Annotated in this window: 20 protein-coding genes and 3 pseudogenes; 9 read left to right on the forward strand and 14 right to left on the reverse strand. The window is 64.5% G+C overall.

The genetic code is table 11. The features are described from left to right. Positions 1–88 precede the first annotated feature (88 nt). Positions 89–1024 carry a LysR family transcriptional regulator gene (locus JJL56_RS29575; protein WP_200487410.1) on the reverse strand — a complete coding sequence of 312 codons (936 nt, stop codon included), beginning with the start codon at positions 1022–1024 and terminating at the stop codon, positions 89–91. 116 nt (positions 1025–1140) lie between these two features. On the opposite strand from JJL56_RS29575, the gene JJL56_RS29580 reads away from it, so the two are divergent. The 3 genes from JJL56_RS29580 (at position 1141) to JJL56_RS29590 (ending at position 3399) form a co-directional block, all read left to right on the forward strand. Continuing rightward, positions 1141–1779: a pyridoxamine 5'-phosphate oxidase family protein gene (locus tag JJL56_RS29580; RefSeq protein ID WP_200487411.1), complete on the forward strand. Its 639-nt coding sequence runs from the start codon at positions 1141–1143 to the stop codon at positions 1777–1779. Next, a complete protein-coding gene (locus JJL56_RS29585) occupies positions 1779–2414 on the forward strand; it encodes a glutathione S-transferase family protein (protein WP_200487412.1) in 636 nt (211 codons plus the stop codon). Before JJL56_RS29580 ends, JJL56_RS29585 begins: the two co-directional genes overlap by 1 nt. An 826-nt stretch (positions 2415–3240) precedes the next feature. Next, the gene (locus JJL56_RS29590) at positions 3241–3399 is read left to right on the forward strand and encodes a hypothetical protein (protein ID WP_200487413.1); all 159 of its coding nucleotides are present in this window, start codon (positions 3241–3243) and stop codon (positions 3397–3399) included. A 281-nt stretch (positions 3400–3680) separates the two neighbouring features. On the opposite strand, the gene JJL56_RS29595 is transcribed toward JJL56_RS29590, so the two are convergent. The 3 genes from JJL56_RS29595 to JJL56_RS29605 form a co-directional block, all read right to left on the reverse strand. Further along, the gene (locus JJL56_RS29595; RefSeq protein ID WP_247891322.1) at positions 3681–5462 is read right to left on the reverse strand and encodes a cytochrome c biogenesis protein DipZ; all 1782 of its coding nucleotides are present in this window, start codon (positions 5460–5462) and stop codon (positions 3681–3683) included. Between the two features lie 83 nt (positions 5463–5545). Then, positions 5546–6595, reverse strand: a complete 1050-nt coding sequence (locus JJL56_RS29600; RefSeq protein WP_200487414.1) for an alpha/beta fold hydrolase — start codon at positions 6593–6595, stop codon at positions 5546–5548. A 149-nt stretch (positions 6596–6744) separates the two neighbouring features. Beyond that, complete coding sequence (locus tag JJL56_RS29605; protein WP_200487415.1) at positions 6745–7164, reverse strand: organic hydroperoxide resistance protein; 420 nt, start codon at positions 7162–7164, stop codon at positions 6745–6747. Between the two features lie 173 nt (positions 7165–7337). On the opposite strand from JJL56_RS29605, the gene JJL56_RS29610 reads away from it, so the two are divergent. After that, positions 7338–7787, forward strand: coding sequence for a MarR family winged helix-turn-helix transcriptional regulator (locus tag JJL56_RS29610; protein ID WP_200487416.1), 450 nt, complete (start codon positions 7338–7340; stop codon positions 7785–7787). Between the two features lie 10 nt (positions 7788–7797). Here JJL56_RS29610 and gcvA read toward each other — a convergent pair whose 3' ends face one another. Next, positions 7798–8724: a transcriptional regulator GcvA gene (gene gcvA, locus JJL56_RS29615; protein WP_200487418.1), complete on the reverse strand. Its 927-nt coding sequence runs from the start codon at positions 8722–8724 to the stop codon at positions 7798–7800. Positions 8725–8964: 240 nt separating this feature from the next. Here gcvA and JJL56_RS29620 point away from each other — a divergent pair, with 240 nt between their 5' ends. From JJL56_RS29620 to JJL56_RS33800, 3 genes are all read left to right on the forward strand, one after another. Beyond that, complete coding sequence (locus JJL56_RS29620; RefSeq protein ID WP_200487420.1) at positions 8965–9675, forward strand: SDR family NAD(P)-dependent oxidoreductase; 711 nt, start codon at positions 8965–8967, stop codon at positions 9673–9675. Between the two features lie 41 nt (positions 9676–9716). Further along, the gene (locus tag JJL56_RS29625) at positions 9717–9953 is read left to right on the forward strand and encodes a tautomerase family protein (protein ID WP_200487422.1); all 237 of its coding nucleotides are present in this window, start codon (positions 9717–9719) and stop codon (positions 9951–9953) included. 236 nt (positions 9954–10189) lie between these two features. Next, complete coding sequence (locus JJL56_RS33800; protein ID WP_282188849.1) at positions 10190–10315, forward strand: hypothetical protein; 126 nt, start codon at positions 10190–10192, stop codon at positions 10313–10315. Positions 10316–10397: 82 nt separating this feature from the next. Here JJL56_RS33800 and JJL56_RS29630 read toward each other — a convergent pair whose 3' ends face one another. The 7 genes and pseudogenes from JJL56_RS29630 to JJL56_RS29655 all read right to left on the reverse strand — a co-directional run bounded on the left by JJL56_RS29630 (position 10398) and on the right by JJL56_RS29655 (position 13786). After that, entirely contained in the window at positions 10398–10613 is a 216-nt protein-coding gene (locus JJL56_RS29630) for a hypothetical protein (RefSeq protein WP_200487424.1), read from the reverse strand. An 84-nt stretch (positions 10614–10697) separates the two neighbouring features. Continuing rightward, positions 10698–11450 (reverse strand): SDR family NAD(P)-dependent oxidoreductase, encoded by a 753-nt coding sequence (locus JJL56_RS29635; protein WP_200487426.1) that lies wholly within the window; start codon positions 11448–11450, stop codon positions 10698–10700. 95 nt (positions 11451–11545) lie between these two features. Next, positions 11546–12205, reverse strand: a complete 660-nt coding sequence (locus JJL56_RS29640) for an alternative oxidase (RefSeq protein WP_200487428.1) — start codon at positions 12203–12205, stop codon at positions 11546–11548. A gap of 396 nt (positions 12206–12601) precedes the next feature. Further along, on the reverse strand, positions 12602–13063 hold the full coding sequence (locus JJL56_RS29645; RefSeq protein WP_200487439.1) for an Rrf2 family transcriptional regulator: 462 nt from the start codon (positions 13061–13063) through the stop codon (positions 12602–12604). A gap of 6 nt (positions 13064–13069) precedes the next feature. Then, complete coding sequence (locus JJL56_RS33480) at positions 13070–13384, reverse strand: transposase (RefSeq protein WP_200487430.1); 315 nt, start codon at positions 13382–13384, stop codon at positions 13070–13072. 16 nt (positions 13385–13400) lie between these two features. Next, a pseudogene (locus JJL56_RS34115) lies at positions 13401–13448 on the reverse strand (hypothetical protein); the annotation flags it as partial. Further along, positions 13430–13786: a hypothetical protein gene (locus JJL56_RS29655; RefSeq protein ID WP_200487432.1), complete on the reverse strand. Its 357-nt coding sequence runs from the start codon at positions 13784–13786 to the stop codon at positions 13430–13432. The gene JJL56_RS29655 and the pseudogene JJL56_RS34115, both read right to left, overlap by 19 nt. A gap of 266 nt (positions 13787–14052) precedes the next feature. Between JJL56_RS29655 and JJL56_RS29660 the strand changes: the two genes are divergently transcribed. Next, positions 14053–14556, forward strand: a complete 504-nt coding sequence (locus JJL56_RS29660; RefSeq protein ID WP_282188863.1) for an Rrf2 family transcriptional regulator — start codon at positions 14053–14055, stop codon at positions 14554–14556. A gap of 14 nt (positions 14557–14570) precedes the next feature. On the opposite strand, the gene hmpA is transcribed toward JJL56_RS29660, so the two are convergent. Further along, a complete protein-coding gene (hmpA, locus tag JJL56_RS29665; RefSeq protein WP_200487434.1) occupies positions 14571–15779 on the reverse strand; it encodes an NO-inducible flavohemoprotein in 1209 nt (402 codons plus the stop codon). 225 nt (positions 15780–16004) lie between these two features. Between hmpA and JJL56_RS34120 the strand changes: the two are divergent. Then, a pseudogene (locus tag JJL56_RS34120) lies at positions 16005–16328 on the forward strand (ISL3 family transposase); the annotation flags it as partial. A gap of 65 nt (positions 16329–16393) precedes the next feature. Here JJL56_RS34120 and JJL56_RS29670 read toward each other — a convergent pair. Continuing rightward, positions 16394–17119 (reverse strand): annotated as a pseudogene (locus JJL56_RS29670) (IS3 family transposase); the annotation flags it as partial.

Below are 17119 nucleotides of genomic sequence, written 5' to 3' on the forward strand. Positions count from 1 at the left end.
CCGCCATCGGCCAGATGGCCGCGACGTCTTCGTCGGCACCTTTCTGAAGGAATCGACCATGTCCGCCGCGAAGTGGATCGCGACCATCTCAGCCTTGGTCGGCGACAGCGAAGCCATATCCGCGCTCATCCTGCCCGAGTGCGAGTAGCGAAGCCCGTAAGCGAGACGCCGCGAAGTCGATGAAGTGGCGGGTCTTCTGCGGTAGCTGTACCAGCGGGGCGTGCAGCACATGCACGGGTGCCGGCTCGGATTCAAAGTTCTCAAGTAGCAGCCGCAGCCGGCCCTCCTTCAGAGCCTGCGCGGCCTGGTAATGCAGGAGGCGCACCACACCGACGCCCGCCACAGCCGCGTCTACCGCCGCTTCCGCACCAGAGACAATCAGTCTTGTCCGATCATGGACTTGTCCGTGCCCGCCATGACGCGGACCTTTGTCCGGTTGTGGAATGTCGAGCAGGATCGCGGGTAGACCGGCCAGATCGTCCGGATGGCGCGGGAAGGGATGGCTGTCGAGGAAAGCCGGGCTGGCGACGTTGACGGTCCGCATGCTGCCAAGGCGTGTGGCGATCAGGCTGCTGTCCGGCAGCGCCCCGATGCGCACCGCCAGATCGGCGGCTCCTGCGGCGAGGTCAACATTGCCGTCCGAAAGCTGAAGCTCCACCGATATGGCGTCGTGGAGGCGCAGAAAGTCGTGGATGACGGGTTGGACGTAAAGCCGGCCGAACATTCGCGGGGCACTGACGACGAGCCGGCCCGTCGGCTCGATGAACTCGCCCGCCGCCTCCCGTTCCATGTCCCGCACCTCTGCCACGATGCGGCGCGCTCCCTCGGCGTATCGCTGACCCGCATCCGTCAGCGCCAGTTTGCGGGTCGTTCGGATCAGGAGGGTAGCGCCCATATGCTGTTCCAGCTGATCGATCTTGCGCGTCAGCGTGGCGGCGGGAATGCCCAGCCGACGGGTGGCCGCCGAGAAACTGCCGACATCCAGGGCTGCCAGAAGAAACCCCATCGCTTCCAGACGATCCATGATTTCCTCAAATTATGGGGAGGTATTCGCCAAACTGCCCCGATTTTTGCAATCCTTACGTCATGTTACCTCATTCGCCAAGGGGAATGATTCGTCAACAATGCGAGGGACAGGTGATGGGCTTCGGCTTCCTGGACATAGCGGTGACCCCCGCCGTGCGTTCGGTGCAGAAAAAGCTCGGCGTGGCGCATATGTGGGGAAACTTCAAGGGAAGACGCGAGTTCGACCGTTTCTCGGACCGGGAAGCGGCGTTCATCGCCGGTCGGGACAGCTTCTACATGGCCACGACTTCCGAAACCGGATGGCCCTATCTCCAGCATCGCGGGGGCCCCGGAGGGTTCCTGAAGCTGCTGGATGATCGCACACTGGCGTTCGCCGACTATCGCGGCAACTTCCAGTACATCAGCGTCGGCAACCTATCGGCCAACGACAAGGCCTGCCTGTTCCTGATGGACTACCCGCGCCGCGCAAGACTGAAGATCTATGTCCGTGCCGAGATCGTTTCGCTGGATGTCGACCCTGTGCTGACCGCCCGGGTGCTCGAAGGCACGGCCCCCAAAGTGGAGCGTATCATCCGCCTTCATCTTGAAACTTTCGACTGGAATTGCCCCCAGCATATCGTGCCCCGCTTCACCGAGGCCGAGCTTGCCGAGGCGCTACGCCCAATCCGTGAACGGATCGAGGCTCTCGAAGCTGAGAATGCAGCCTTGCGGGCTTCCCGACAATCTTCGACCGCAACCAGGGACTATCTGTGATGCTCACGCTTTATTACTGCCCATACGCCTGCTCAATGGCGCCCCATGTTGCTCTGGAAGAGGCCGGCGCAACTTTCGACACGAAAAAGGTCAACATATTCACCGGCGAGCAGCACAAGCCCGAGTTCAAGGCGATCAACCCGCGCGGTAAGGTGCCTGCGCTGCGCTTCGACGACGGCCGTGTTCTGCTCGAAACGACGGCCATACTGGGTTGGGTGGGAGCGACCTTTGCGGAATCCCGTCTCCTCGGCGCCGACCCGCTCGACCGTGCCCGTACGATCGCGACCTGTGCTTGGCTATCCGGAACGGTGCATCCGACGTTCAAGCAGTATATCCATCCGGAAGACTACGTCACCGACACAGAGGCTCATCCCGCTGTCAAGGCGCAGGCGAGAAACCTCTACTGGAAATATCTCCGCGAAATCGATGCGCTTCTGGCAGACCGCCCCTGGATGATGGGCGAAGAGTTCACGCTCGCCGATCCCTACGCACTGGTTTTCTATCCGTGGGGACGCGAACTGAACCTCCCGATACACGAGCTGACACACATCGCCGCTATGAAGGACCGTCTCATCGCGCGGCCTGCGGCGCGGCGCGCTCTGGAAAGAGAGAGGAGCGTCCTCCTGTCTCTTTAAGGTCTGCCCTGAGAGATTATTTCAGGGCGATGCGGATGTAGAGCACCATCGGCGAAGATCATTTGAAGGAAGGGGAACAGAGCGCGGGGTACCTTGTCCAGAACGGGAGCGGTGCTATCGCGGTCCTGGATGTCGGCACGATGGACGGCGATGGTCAGGAGCAAACCGAGCGTGTCGACGAGGGTGTGGTACTTGACGGGCATCGACACATCACCAGTGGGTCGCCACCCTCGCGATGACAACTCCCTGCCGCGCCTTCCGCCGTGCGGCGTGATGCCCCAGTTTGCAACGGTCTCAAGAGTTTGCAACAGAGCCCCTCGCTGTCCCACAGGCCGGCCAGCGGATCGGGGCGCCGCCGGCCGCGAGGAATTGCGTTCTGTGACGGCGGGCGGGGATCGTTCTCGATCCGGTCGGCGGTCGCCGTGCTTGACCCCGGCCTTAGAGCGCGCATCAAAACCCCGCTTCTATGGTACACCGCGCGAAGGGCACCGACGCCGCGCGATTGGCATCTGCTGGCTATCGCCGACGGTGGTCGCAGGGCGTGGCAGGCAACATCCGGCTACAACGTACGCGCGCTCGTGGAGGCCTTCTTCAGCCGCTACAGCACGTCATCGAGGATGGTCTCCGCTTCCACACCGACGACCGGCAACAGACCGAGATTGGTGTCGCCGTCGTGGTCCTGAACCGCATGCTCGAACTCGGACGCCCGGACTCCGTCCGCATCTCGTAATCAACAGCCCCGGCCACGCCGTCAGAAGTGCCATGGCCTCGATGCAACAGCGTCCTCGCAGGCCGTATTGCCGACAACGGCCCGTTGGCGGTTCAGATGGTCAAGATGCTGGCCAGCCGAACCGCGACGCTGCCAAGTCTCCAGGCGTTCCAACTGACGGAACTGGCCTGGAGCCTGCTGCGCGACACGGCTGACCGCCGCGACGGGCGGCATGCCTTTGCCGAAAAACGTAAGCCGGTTTACATTGGCCGTTGACGGTTCGGGATGGTGCCGGAAACTTGTAATCTCTCCGGCTTCCGGTGCAGTCGTGATGAGGAGACCGCCGCGGTCATGGACCGGCAGGTGGAGGTGCTTCTGCGACGAAACGCTGCGGCAGGACCATCAATTCCTGGCGAAGAAGGCCGCGAGCGGTGACGGCTCGCGGGGGTCGGTGTCATAGACGCAGGGGACGGCCAGGACCGACAGCCCGAGAACGAGGATGATGGCGAGTCTCATCATGGCGGAAATCTCCTTCAGGATCTCCATCAGCGCGGCGCTCAGCCGAAGGTGAAGGCAAATGCTGCGACACCCGGATCCAGGAAACGGACTTCGAACGTGCGCTCCCCGATGTCGCGGCTCTGCCGCACGAGTTGGTACAGGCGGGTCTGGGTGACGGTGCCATGTCCGTCGGCGTCGATGTCGGCGCCATGGTTCTCGCCCGGCGCCTTGCCGTCGATGGTCACCTGGAAACGGACCGGCTGGCCGTCCGCGCCCGGCCCAAGGATCAGGTGAAGGTCACGCGCGCTGAACCGATAGGTGATCCCGCCCCCGGCTTGGTTGAGGGTCGCCTGTTCGGCACCGACCGTCCAGTTGCCGGCCAGGGCCCACTGGTTGAGCCTCAGCGGCTTCGTCGTGTAGGTCCGGGCGCGGTCGCCGCCCATCCCTTCCGGGGAGGCGAAGTTCGACGCCTGCTGATAACCGATGTAGGTTTCGGAGGATCGGATGTGGGCAAGGTCCGGCGCGGCCTGGGCGCCCTTGGCGTCGGGCGTCACGACGTCGTTGGACGCGCCGCGTTCGCCGGCTTCCGCCAGAAGCGCTTGGATGGCCTTTTCGGATTCCTGATAGTTGCCCTCGCCGAACGCGTGGTGCCGGATGCGGCCCTTGGCGTCGATAAAGTACAGCGCCGGCCAATAGCTGTTCCGAAAGGCGCGCCAGACCTTGAAATTGCTGTCGACCGCGACCGGATAGCCGATCTGGAAGTCGGTCAGCGCCTTCCGGATGTTCTGGACGTTTCGTTCAAAGGCGAACTCGGGCGTGTGCACGCCGATCACGACAAGCCCCTGATCCTTGTACTTGTCCGCCCACGCACGGACATAGGGCAGGGCGCGGATGCAGTTGATGCACGAGTAGGTCCAGAAATTCACCAGGACCACCTTGCCCCGCAGCGTTTCCGTCGACAGCGGCGCCGAATTCAGCCACTCCACCGTTCCGTCGAGCGACGGGAACGTCCCCTCCACCGGGAGGTCACTCTGGAACGGCGTGCCCGCCGTCCGGACCACGGCGTTGCTCGCCACCATGCTCATTCCAAGTTCCTGGCCCAACTCCCGATCCTCCGAACCAAAATTGTCGAGCAGGGCGCGCTCGATCCGATCGGTGTTGGCGCTCGACAGGCTGGCGAAAAGCCCGGTGTCGAGGCCAAGCCCGATGGCGGCAACCCCCGCGATGACGGCCACGCCAAGGCCCCGGCGAACCCATTCTCCGCCGCCGAGCGACCGCTTCATGGTGGCGAACAGCCAGCCGCCGACCAGCAGCGCCAGCGCCAGCGACGTGGCCGCCCCGGCCGCGTAGGCCAGGAGGAGAAGCGTGGTCTGCAGGTTGGCGCCCTGCAGGGCCGCACCGGTCAGCACGAGGCCGAGGATCGGCCCGGCACAGGGTGCCCAGAGCAGCCCGGTCGCCACCCCGATCAGGAGCGATCCGCCGAAGGTCGGGGCCGGACCGGACTCGCCCGCCATATGCAGGATGCGGTTCCCGAAGGCGACGGCCGGCCGTGTCAGGATGCCGGCGACCCGCGGGGAGACCAGCGCCACGCCGAACACCGCCAGCAGCGCCAGCGCGACGAGGCGGCCCAGGTCATTGGCCTGGACGGCCCAGCCGCCGCCGACCGCGGCCAGCGTCGCGACCGCGGCGAAGGTGGTGGCCATCCCCGCCAGCATCGGCAGAGTGCTCGTGACGAACGGCTTTTCCGCGCGCGCAAAGACGAAGGGAAGAGCCGGCAGGATGCATGGGCTGACGATGGTCAGCATGCCCCCGAGGTAGGCAACAACCAGAAGGGTCATCATCGTTTCCTTGGGGCGGAGCGGCAGCCTGCGCCGCTCGCCTCCGGCGAAGGGGGTTGGCGGGGGAACGCGTGCGCCAGAACCGGTCAGAACTTGGTAACGTCGACGACCGCGTCCACGAAGGCCTGCGGGGCTTCCTGGGGCAGGTTGTGGCCGGTGCCGCCGGTGATGAGCCGGTGCGCGTATCTGCCCGAGAATTTCTTGGCGTAGGCGCTGGCGTCCGGGTGGGGGGCGCCGTTGGCGTCGCCTTCCATGGTGATGGTCGGCACGGCGATCACCGGAGCTGCGGCAAGCCGCTTTTCCAGTTCGTCATACTTCGGTTCGCCCGGAGCCAAGCCAAGCCGCCAGCGGTAATTGTGGATGACGATGGCGACGTGGTCGGGGTTGTCGAAGGCCACCGCGGAGCGGTCGAACGTGGCGTCGTCGAACGCCCACTTCGGCGAGGCGAGCCGCCAGATGAGCTTGGCAAAGTCGTGCCGGTACTGGTCATAGCCGGCCCGACCGCGGTCCGTGGCGAAATAGAACTGATACCACCAGTCGAGTTCGGCCATCGGCGGCAACGGCTTTTTGCCGGCCTCCTGGTTGCCGATGAGATAGCCGCTGACCGACACCATGGCCTTGGTCCGCTCCGGCCAAAGCGCCGCGACGATGTTGGCGGTCCGTGCGCCCCAATCGAAGCCGGCGAGCGTCGCCTTCTCGATCTTGAGGGCATCCATCAACGCGATGGTATCGAGGGCGAGCGCCGACGGCTGGCCGTTGCGGAAGGTCTCGCCGGACAGAAACCGTGTCGTGCCATAGCCGCGCAGATGGGGCACGATCACCCGGTAGCCCGCCGATGCCAGCGCGGGCGCGACGTCTACGAAGCTGTGGATGTCGTAGGGCCAGCCGTGCAGCAGGAGGATCACGGGTCCATCGGCAGGGCCGGCGTCCACATAGCCGATATTCAGGACGCCCGCGTCGATCTGCTTCAGTGGACCGAACGGCGTGTTCGTTCCCGGCTTGATGGGGCGCGTCGTCGGCTTCGCTTCGGCGGCCTGCGCGGTGGCTGGCCCGGAAAGGCCGATCTGCGTTGCGGCTAGAGTCATGGCCGCGGTGCCCAGAAAACGGCGGCGGTCGCGGTTGATGGCCTCGGGCATCTGTCTGTCTCCCGTGGGATGGAGCAATGGGGCGGAGGAAGTCATGGAAGCGGAAACGATCAAATCGTATGCGATTTTTATCTGCGGATCGGTTCACGCGACAGCGTTCCGATTTGACCGTCTCCGATCCTGGACCGGGAGGCGCGTTCTCAAACGACGGTGATTGTGACGTCGATGTTGCCGCGCGTCGCCAGGGAATAGGGGCAGGTCCCGTGCGCGGTCTGCACCACGGTTTCGGCGGTTTCACGGTCGAGACCCGGCAGGCTGACGTTGAGACGGGCCGCGAGGCCGTAGCCGGTGCCGGTGGTGCCGAGATCCACCTCCGCGTTGACCGCAAGGTCGGCCGGAAGTGTGATCTGCAAATTCTGGGCGGCAAACTTCATGGCGCCGATGAAGCACGCTGACCAGCCGGCGGCGAACAGCTGCTCCGGATTGGTGCCGCCACCCGACGAACCGGGGGAGGACAGGGCAATGTTCAAGCGGCCGTCGTCACTTCGGGCGGTGCCGTCCCGTCCCCCGGCGGAGGTGTGGGTTCGGCCGGTGTAGATCACTTTGGTCAGCTGGGGCATGGTGGGGTCCTTGCGGTGGGTGCCTTTTTTCGCGTGCGATTACATCGCATGCGATTGAAATCTATGTGGGGAACACGGGAGAGTCAATCTTCCGATTTCATCGGATGCGATTTATATAGGCTCCAGGCCCTTCACATTTTCGTGTGCTGGAGAGGATGACGATGACTCCCCCAATGACGCCAGACGACCCGGCGAGCCCCAAACTGGCCGATTTCCTGTGCTTCGCGATCTATTCGGCCAACCTCGCCTTCGGGCGGGCCTACCGGCCAATCCTTGAGGAACTCGGCCTCACCTATCTCCAGTACATCACCGTTGTGGCGTTGTGGGAGGAAGACAACCAGACGGTCCGGGGGCTTGGCGAAAAGCTGTTTCTGGAATCCAACACGCTCACGCCGATCCTCAAGAAGCTGGAGGCGATGGGCTACGTCACCCGGCGGCGCGATCCGGAGGATGAACGTCAGGTCCGTGTGGGCCTCACCGACGCCGGCCGCCGCCTGCGCGAGAAGGGCCTGAACATGACCCTCGTCAAGCAGACCGGCCTGCCGCCCGATGAGTTTGCAAAGCTGCAAAAGACCGTCGCGAACCTGCGCGACACATTGCTGGAGGTGAGCAAAGGGGAATGACGGCACCCCGTCATCCCTCTCCGCCGGTTCCCTCTCCGGTCGCTTCCTCAATGATCCAGTCGACGAAGGCATGGACGTTCGCGCGCGACGCGACCTGGGGCGGATACACGAGGTAATAGCCGAACCCCGCTGGGCAGGACTCCGCAAAGGGGCGGACCAGCCGCCCGGCCGAGAGATCGTCGGCAACGATCAGGCTGCGCCCCAGCAGCACCCCATGACCATCGACCGCCGCCTGGGTCGCCGTCACCGAGGAATTGAAGCGCAGTCCCCGGTTGAGGTCGACGGCCTGCTCCAGCCCGACCGTTTGCAGCCAGACCCGCCATGACGGGATCGGCCCCGCGAAATTGATCGTCTCGTCGTGCAGCAGCGTGTGCTGCCGCAGGTCGGCGATGCCCCGCAACGGAACGTCGCCGGACAGCAGCCGGGGGCTGCACACCGGAAACAGTTCCTCCTCAAACAGCAGCACGCTTTTCAGGCCGGGGTAGGAGCCGGGGCCATAGCGGATGACGATGTCCACCTCGTTGGCGGAAAAATCCACCAGCCGCACGTCCGCGTCGATGCGCAGGTCGATGTCGGGGTGGCGCGTCCGAAAATGCTCGATGCGCGGCATCAGCCATTTGGCGGCGAAGGACGGCGACATGCTGACCGTCAGGATGCCGCCCGCGGCGAGCCGCTTGACCTGCCCCATGGCGGCCTCCATCAGGTCGAAGCTCCGCCGCAGGTCCGGCAGCAGGATTTGCCCCGCCTCGGTCAGCAGCACGCGCCGGCCGCTGCGCCGGAACAGCGGCACGCCGAGATAATCCTCCAGCGTCCGCACCTGATGGCTGATCGCCGCCGGGGTGACGCGCAGTTCGTCCGCGGCGCGGGCGAAGCTGAGGTGGCGGGCCGCGGCCTCGAAGGCGCGGAACCCGCTGAGGGGCAGCAACGGTCGCGACATCGACAAATCCACCTTGTCGATTCGATGAGGAAAGCTCGTTTGCCGTTCTACGCGTCCTGCGGCATTTTTCAACGGGAAAGCGGGGCGGCAAGACAGGGCAGTCGCAAGTTTCGACGGTCCTCCGGCTCCCGCCTCACGACAGAAATTCTCATCGTTTCAATCCACGCCAAGGGGCGTGAAACGACCCGCGAGTGGCGGGCCATCCACACACGACCCTTGTTCGAGCCCAAAGGAACCATCATGAGCACGCAAAGGGTTGCGCTGATCACCGGCGCGTCGCAGGGCATCGGTGCGGGTTTGGTGGCGGGCTTCCGCCAGCGCGGTTTCGCCGTCGTCGCCAACTCCCGCTCCATCAAGGCCAGCGACGATCCGAACGTCGTGACCGTCGGCGGCGACATCGCCGACCCGGACACCGCCAAGCGCCTGGTGGAGACCGCCCGCGAACGCTTCGGGCGCATCGACACGCTGGTCAACAACGCCGGCATCTTTATCGCCAAGCCCTTCACCGAATACACCGCGGCCGACTATGCGGCGGTCGTCGCCACCAACCTGACCGGCTTCTTCCACGTGTCCCAGCTGGCCGCGGTGCAGATGCTGAACCAGGGCAGCGGGCACATCGTCAACATCACCACCACACTGGTGGAACAGCCGCTGGCCAGCGTGCCCGCGGCGCTGGCTTCCCTGACCAAGGGCGGCTTGGACGCGGTGGTGCGCTCGCTCGCCATCGAATACGCCGGCAAGGGCATCCGCGTGAACGCGGTGTCGCCGGGCATCATCAAGACGCCGATGCACGCCCCGGAAACGCACGAATTCCTGGCCGCTCTGCATCCGGTCGGCCGCCTGGGCGACATTCAGGACATCGTGGACGCGGTGCTCTACCTCGACTCCGCCAACTTCGTCACCGGCGAAACGCTGCACGTCGACGGCGGCCAGCACGCCGGTCGCTGGTAAGACCCTGACGGTAACGCCATCACGTGGAAAGGACGCATCCGATGCCGTACGTAAACATCCAGATCACCCGCGAGGGCACGAGCCCTGGCGCAACCGGGGCGACGCCGGAGCAGAAGGCGACCCTGATCAAGGGTGTCAGCGACCTGTTGTTCGAGGTGCTGAACAAGCCGCATGCGGCGACCTTCGTCGTGATCGACGAGGTTCCCATGGAGAACTGGGGCATGGGCGGGTTGCCGGTTGAGGAATACCGGCGCCAGACGGCGGGCAAGACGTCCTGAACCGCCACTCGGCGGTCAACCGCGAAGAAGCCCTCTTCCCTTTGGGGAGAGGGTTGGGGGAGGGGGGACCGGAGGCCGACAACGCACGCTTACTGCCGCGCCTTCTGTCGCTCCCTCTTGAGAATTTTTCCTACATCTAATGAAATTTATATCGACTTTTCGCGGCTCTTCACGGAGGAATTTCGCCCAAAAGTTTTCTTTTAGCCGAAAGTTTTTCCTGAAAGGACGCAGGCACCATGGGCGAACCCGTTGAGGATCCGCTCGGCAACGCGCGCTGGGTTGAGGCCGAACGCTTGGCCACGCACCTGGACCGCATCCTCGATCGGTCCGCCTCGCACAGCACGGAGCGGGCCGCAGTGTGAAACAGCACTTGGCTGGAACCCCACAGTTTCCATTATTATCAACGCGTTTCCGTGCCGATCGGCGTCAGAACCCCACGCCGACTCACACGTCGGCCTGCAACTCGTACTGAAGAACGACGTCCCCGGCGCGGCCGCAGGCGCCGTTGCAATGATTGTCGACACGCCCTTTGGGGAGCGTCCGCTCCGCGTCCATGTCGAACCGGCGCCGGACGGCGCCGATGTCGCCGTCCTGGTCATGAACTGCATCCGCGAGGAGATGATCCGCCGGCTCGGCTTCGCCGCCCTGCTGGAGCCCCATGGCGCAAACCCGCAGGCGAGTGGACAGAGGGCGGGATGCCGCCTGTCCCATCCCGGCGCCTGTCCTGACGCGGACGGCCCTTCCTCACCCGATGGTGTAGCCGCCGTCGACAACCAATTCCTGCCCGTAGATGTTCGCCGCTTGGTCCGAGGCAAGGAACAGCGCCGTGTCCGCGATGCTGCCGGGAGGGCCGAAGCTGCCGGGCAGAAGGCGGGTGGTGACCTGGGCGGCCACCTGACCGAGCGCGTCCTCGGGCAGGCCGACCTTGCTCCAGATCGGGGTGGCGATCGGGCCGGGGGCCACGGCGTTCACCCGAATGCCCTGCGGTGCGAGTTCGGCGGCCAGTGTCTTCGTAGCCGAACTGATCGCCGCCTTGCTGGCGCTGTAGACGGCCAAGCCCGGAAAGCCGACCTGGACCAGGAAGGTGGTGATGAAGACGATAGACCCGTTCCGGCGGATCGACGGCAGGAACAACCGTACCGTCTGGAGTGCGCCGACGACGTTGATCGAGAACTGATCCTGGATGGCATCCTCGTCGCTATCGGCGAACGGCATCACCTTGGCGACGCCGGCGTTCGGAACGACAATGTCCACACCGCCGAAACGTCCGGTCGTTTCCCGCACCAGACGCTCCAGGTCGGCGCGTACGGTCACGTCGCCGACGACGGCCAGTACCCGGTCGGGGGCCTTGGCAACGAGGTCTTGCAGGGCTTCCGCGTTGCGGGCGAACACGGCGACCTTGGCGCCTTCGTCAAGGAAGCGCTCGGCGATGGAGCGGCCGATGCCGGAACTGGCGCCGGTGACGACGGCGACGCGGTTGTTCAGACGGTGTGTCATCTCTTTTCCTCTCTTGGATTTCGGGCGGTGAAAGCGTCTTGGCAAGTTGGATGGGCTGGACTGTGGGATCCCCTGAACAGGGGCCAAGGTTCCGGTCACGCGGCTTTGCGCGGTTCCTCATGGTGGGTCGCACCGGAAGACTTGCCCGCCAGCGTATCGGCGAAGCCATGGTTCACATCGCGGTGGTTGGCTTCGTCGTTGCGGACAGCGAGCACAACGTCACGCAGGGTCGCGGTTTCCGGAAGTTGCCAGTAATCGATGGCAAGACGCGGAGCTGGCGAGTTGGCGTGCCGACCGGCATCGATTTCGGCGAGATAGCCGGTGTAGCTGATGACGGCTTCTTCTTCGAAGTATCCGACCACGCGGTGGGCCGTCTTCGGCGAGATCAGGTACAGGAGGAAGAAAGCGTTGTAGAAAGCGCCCTGGGTCAGCAGGATCAGGACCCGTTCCAGCCAGTTCGGCTCTGCAACCTTGATGAAGGTCATCAGGTGCATGCGTTCGTTCTCGGCTTCCTCGAGCAAGGTGTGAATCCAACCCTGGTCATGCTGCATGCGGCGCAGGCAGCGCAGATGCTGCAGTGTGGCGCCGACCATTCCGGGAACCGCCGCCACCGTTTCCAGCACGATGGCGCGATGCCCGTAGCGCTTGGCGAAGAAGGTGTCGGCCAGCAGGCGCAGTGCCTTGGTGAACCCCAGGGCAATGCGGTCACTGAAGTCGCGCGGCGTGTGATGCGTGGTGAGGATGAGAGTCTTCATGATGTGAGCTCCTTGGCTCCGGTGCGCTGGCACGCCCGATCGACGATGGTCGACGGCGTCGTCAGCGTGAGTGGGTGTCCGGTGGATCGAGCGCGTCGCCGGTGGCGCCAATCGTGCGATGCCATGGCTATTATATGCAAAAAAAATACATCTTTATGAACGGACAGATTGTCGCACCAACCCGCGTTCGAGGTGGATCCTAGGCGTCTGGCGCCTTATGGGACGCATATCAGATGCTGAGGCGGATAATAAGCAAGCTGCATCGCAGCGCGATGATCGATGGCAAACGGTTAAAACATTCTTTTATAATGAATGTATATTGGGCGGCCGGTCTCTTCGGCGGATCCGGGCTTGATGCCTGATGCGCTGCCCTTCGCTTCCGGATCGAAGGGCGTTTCAGCTGGATCGCGATGTGCGTGTTGTGGTCCGAGCGCTGAACCGGCCCTGGATCCAGTGGGCGATCTCGTCGGAGAACTCTGCCGGGGCCTTCCGGCCGAATGTGTCGGCGACGTTGGCAAGCGTCTCTTGGGCCAGTACGGCCCGCATCGCCTTTTCCGCGCGAATCATCACCGCATGAACCGCACAGACACCGGATGTCGCCCAGGAGGGCGGTCGCTGGCCGAACACTGCACAGCGACCGCGGATTTCCTGGCAATCGAAAAGCAGCTTGTCGCCCTCGATCGCATCGACAATGTCCAGAAAGGTGATGTCTCCCGGCGCTTTGGCGAGCCGATAGCCGCCGCGCACGCCTTCGCTGGCCATGACGAGTCCCGCCTTTTCAAGCTTCGGAAAAATCTTGGCCAGAAAAGACGGTGAAATGCCCTGCAGTTCGGCCAAGTCACGGCTGCTAAAGCGGATTTCGGCTCAGTTTGGATTCGGGTATCCGCAGATCCTGAACCACGCTTTGGCGTCGGTGGCGGTGATGGCATCGAGAGCCGGGCCGAGTTCGCGGTCGAGGGCATCGACCGTGCGAGCCTCTTTGGCGCGCAAGATGCCCTTGAGCTTGGACCAGCCCGGCTCGATGGGGGAGAGGTCTGGCGAGTAGCGCGGCAGGAAGCGGACGGCGATGCCGGCGGCCTCGAAGGTGGCCAGGACGTCGGTCCGCTTGTGAGCCGACAGGTTGTCCATGACGACCACGGCGTCGGGCTTGTCCCGCCGCAACACCGGCAGGAGCGCCATCACTGTCGATGGCCCGGTACAGGTAGCGCCACCGTCCGCCGACCTTCAGGTGGGTCTTGTCCACGTATCAACTCCGGCCGATCTTGCCCCGACGACGCTGGCGCAGGGCATCGGTGAGCAGGGGGCGATCTTGGACTCCCATTCGCGCACCGCCTCATGAGAAAAGACCAAGCCTCGCAGCAGCAGGATCTCGGCCGAATTCCGCAAGCTCGGCTTCAGGCGCAGCCTCCAGAGCACGCTCAGGAAGACGATGTCGGTAGGAATCTGCCGCCGGTTCAGCGCCGAGCCCGTACGCTCGTTGAACTGGCGCCCACCTTTCCAGCAACGGAAGCGCCGATAGCCATGCGCCGTTCGGTCCGAACGCTCGGTCGTCGCCATCGAGTGGCAGTGCGGGCAGTGCATGCGTCTCCTCCGAGAGGGAGGGAATTCTCTGCGGCAGCACCGCCGCAATGATCAAGCTGGCGCGAAAGCTGACGGAACCCCCGAGGCCGGTGCTTCGCGCTTTAAGATGCAAAATGAATGGATGTTTTTCCGGGGGCAGAATGCCGTACCCCGCGTGGCTGCGACCGCTGAAGCCCCCTTGACGGAGCTGGGTTTCTTTCTATCCGGACAGATCGGATCGGTCGATTGCAAGCTCCAGGCCGCATGGCTATATTGATGCAATCCCCATGCAGGTTTGGTTGGCGATGCGCTTGTCGAGCTATACGGATTACGCGCTGCGCGTGCTTATGTACTTGGCCGTGCGACAGGAGGGGCTGCCGACCATCAGCGACATCGCGCAGGTGTACGGCATTTCGAAGAACCACCTGATGAAGGTCGTGCATGACCTCGGACGGGGCGGCTACGTCGAAACCGTGAGGGGTCGGAACGGTGGGCTGCGCCTAGGCCGTCCGGCCGAGCAGATCCGGATTGGTGACGTCATCCGCTACACCGAGGAGGACATGGCCATTGTCGACTGCATGGGCGCGCTGCAGGCCTCGCCCATCTGCCGGCTAAGTCCGGCCTGCAACCTGCGCACCGCCTTGCACGAGGCGCTGCAGGCGTTCCTGGCTGTCCTGGACGATTACACCCTGGCCGACATCGTCCGCCATCGCCGCAGCATGGCGTCTCTGCTCGGCCTGCCGCAGCCGCCCCTCCCCCATGCCGCTGCACGGGGGGAGGCTGAGTCCTGACCAGGTGAGGCCGCTCAAGCGGCCTCGAGATCCTCCTCCGCGGGGCCGAAGAACTCGTAATGCACCCGGGGGCGTGGCACGCCGGCGCGGTCAAGGCCGCCGACGAAGGCCTTCAGGAAGGGCTTCGGGCCGCACAGATAGAAATCGGCGTCTTGGAACGGCGTGTTCGTCCGCAGCCAATCGATCGTGATGAAGCCGGCTGCGTCATGGGAGACGCCCAACCGATCCCCAGGCAGCGGATCGCTGTAGAAGGTCGACGCAGTGATGCCGGCCCGTGACGCCGACAGCTCGCGGATATGCCGGCCCATCGCATGGGTGTCGCTGTTCATGGTGCCATGAACGTAATGCGCTTCCACCGCGGTCGGAGCGGCAGCGATCGCCTCGAGCATGCTCACCATGGGCGTCAGCCCGACGCCGCCGCTCAGCAGAACGACCGGCCGTTCCGGCTGTTCGGGCAGGAAGAAGTCGCCGGCGGGCGGGGATGCCTTCAGCACGGTCCCTTCCTGGGCGTGGTCGTGCAGCCAATTGGAACCGGCGCCCCGGGGCTCCCGCTTCACGGAGATGCGATAGCCGAGGGTGTCAGGACCGGCGGAGATGCTGTAGTTCCGGCGCAGCGGCGCACGTCCCGGCAGGGGAAGCAGGAACGTCAGGTATTGCCCAGGCCGGTGTCGGATCACAGGGCCGCCGTCGCTCGGCGACAGATGGAAGGAGGTGATCGTCCCGCTTTCCCTGACCCGCCGCGTGACGACGAAGTCCCGCCAGCCGCTCCACCCTCCGCTCTCATTGGCGAGGGCGTCGTAGATGCGCCCCTCCCGTCCCATCAGGATGTGGGCCAGATGCCAATACGCCTCTCCCCACGCATCCAGCACCTCCTCCGTCGCGGCGGTGCCCAGCACCTCGCGGATCGCTCCGAGGAGGGCGGCTGCGACATGAGGATAATGCTCCGGAAGGATCTGCAGCCCGACGTGCTTTTGCGCGATGCGCTCGACCATGGGCGTCAAGGTGCCGAGATTGTCGATGTTGCGGGCATAAGCGAGGATGGCATTGGCGAGCGCCTTGGTTTGCGCGCCTTCCTCGCCTTGATGCGACTGGTTGAACAGCGCGGCGACCTCGGGGTCGCGAAACAGGATTTGATACATCGTCCGCGTGACGACGGTGCCATGCTCGGCGAGAGCGGGAACGGTGGCCTTGACGATGGCGATGGTCTGCTGAGTGAGGGGCATAGGCGAATGGGCTCCGGGGTTGGCGGAAGCAAGCGCCCCGCTCGAATTGTGGCAGCGAGGAAGTTCCCGCCAGATCAAACATTCATCTCAAATGAATGTATTGGCGCCACTTAAGATGCAATAGGAATATATGTTTTTGTGTCAGCTGCCACAGCCGCGCGGCCAGCGCGCCATCGGTCGCCCAGGGAGGACGCCCCGCCGCCCAGTCTCCCCGGTATGGACCGCGCCCGCGACCGTTCCACCGAGTATGCCCGCGGCAGCACCCTGGGCGCCCACAGTGCGGTTCAGGTTGTCGGTCGGTGGCATCTGCTCCTGAACCTGTGCCAGATGGTTGAACGCTGCCTGGCCGGCGTTCATGGCCATTTGCGTTGCCTGCCGCCGGTTTCGGACGGAACCACGGCACGGCGCGTCGGGGGCTATCCGCGCAGTCGGGCCGCCGCCGCGATGGCGGACAGTTGTACCCGGCGCCAGGCTTTGTATGAGGTGCGGAGGCGAATTGCGGCCGGCGAGAAGCTGCTTACGATCAGCCGGACGATGGAACTCGCCCGAGGTGTGAGATGGTCCCCGTTTCCCGGACAGATTTGCGGTTGGAATAAGCTTGGTTCAGGCTCGTGTCATGCCGCCAATCTGATCCGGTCCGATGTGCCCTGGTAGGCCTCGTCCGGGGTTCTGCCGCCGAGCGCCGAGTGCGGGCGGGCGGCGTTGTAGTAATCGATCCAGCGGCCGATCCCGGCCCTGGCCTCGCTGCCCGTTTCGAAGGCGTGGAGGTAGACGCACTCGTATTTCATCGATCGCCACAGCCGCTCGATGAAGACGTTGTCCATCCACCGGCCGCGCCCGTCCATCGACACCCGAATGCCGGCCGCGGTCAAGAGCCCGGTGAAGCGTGGGCTGGTGAACTGGCTGCCCTGATCGGTGTTGAAGATGTCCGGCCGGCCGTGCCGCGCCATCGCCTCCTCCACGGCCTCGATGCGGAACTCGACGTCCATGGTATTCGACAACCGTCATGCCAGAACGCGGCGGGATGCCCAGTCCATGACGGCGACCAAGTACAGGAAGCCGCGGCGCATGGGAATGTACGTGCTATCGCTGCACCACACCTGGTCGGGGCGGTCGATGGTCAGGTCGCGCAGCAGGTATGGCCAGATCTTGTGCTCGGGATGCGGCACGCTCGTCTTCGGGCGCTGGTAGACCGCCTGCAAGCCCATCCGTGTCATCAGGCGGCGAACCCGCTTGCGATTGACCTCGTGGCCGTGCCGGCGGAGATGCCGGGTCGTCTGCCGGTTGCCGTACCAGGGCGTTTCCAGGAACTGCTCGTCGATCAGCCGCATCAGCTCCAG

It is taken from the genome of Azospirillum aestuarii (assembly GCF_016632405.1).
In the GTDB taxonomy this organism is placed as follows: Bacteria; Pseudomonadota; Alphaproteobacteria; order Azospirillales; family Azospirillaceae; genus Azospirillum; species Azospirillum aestuarii.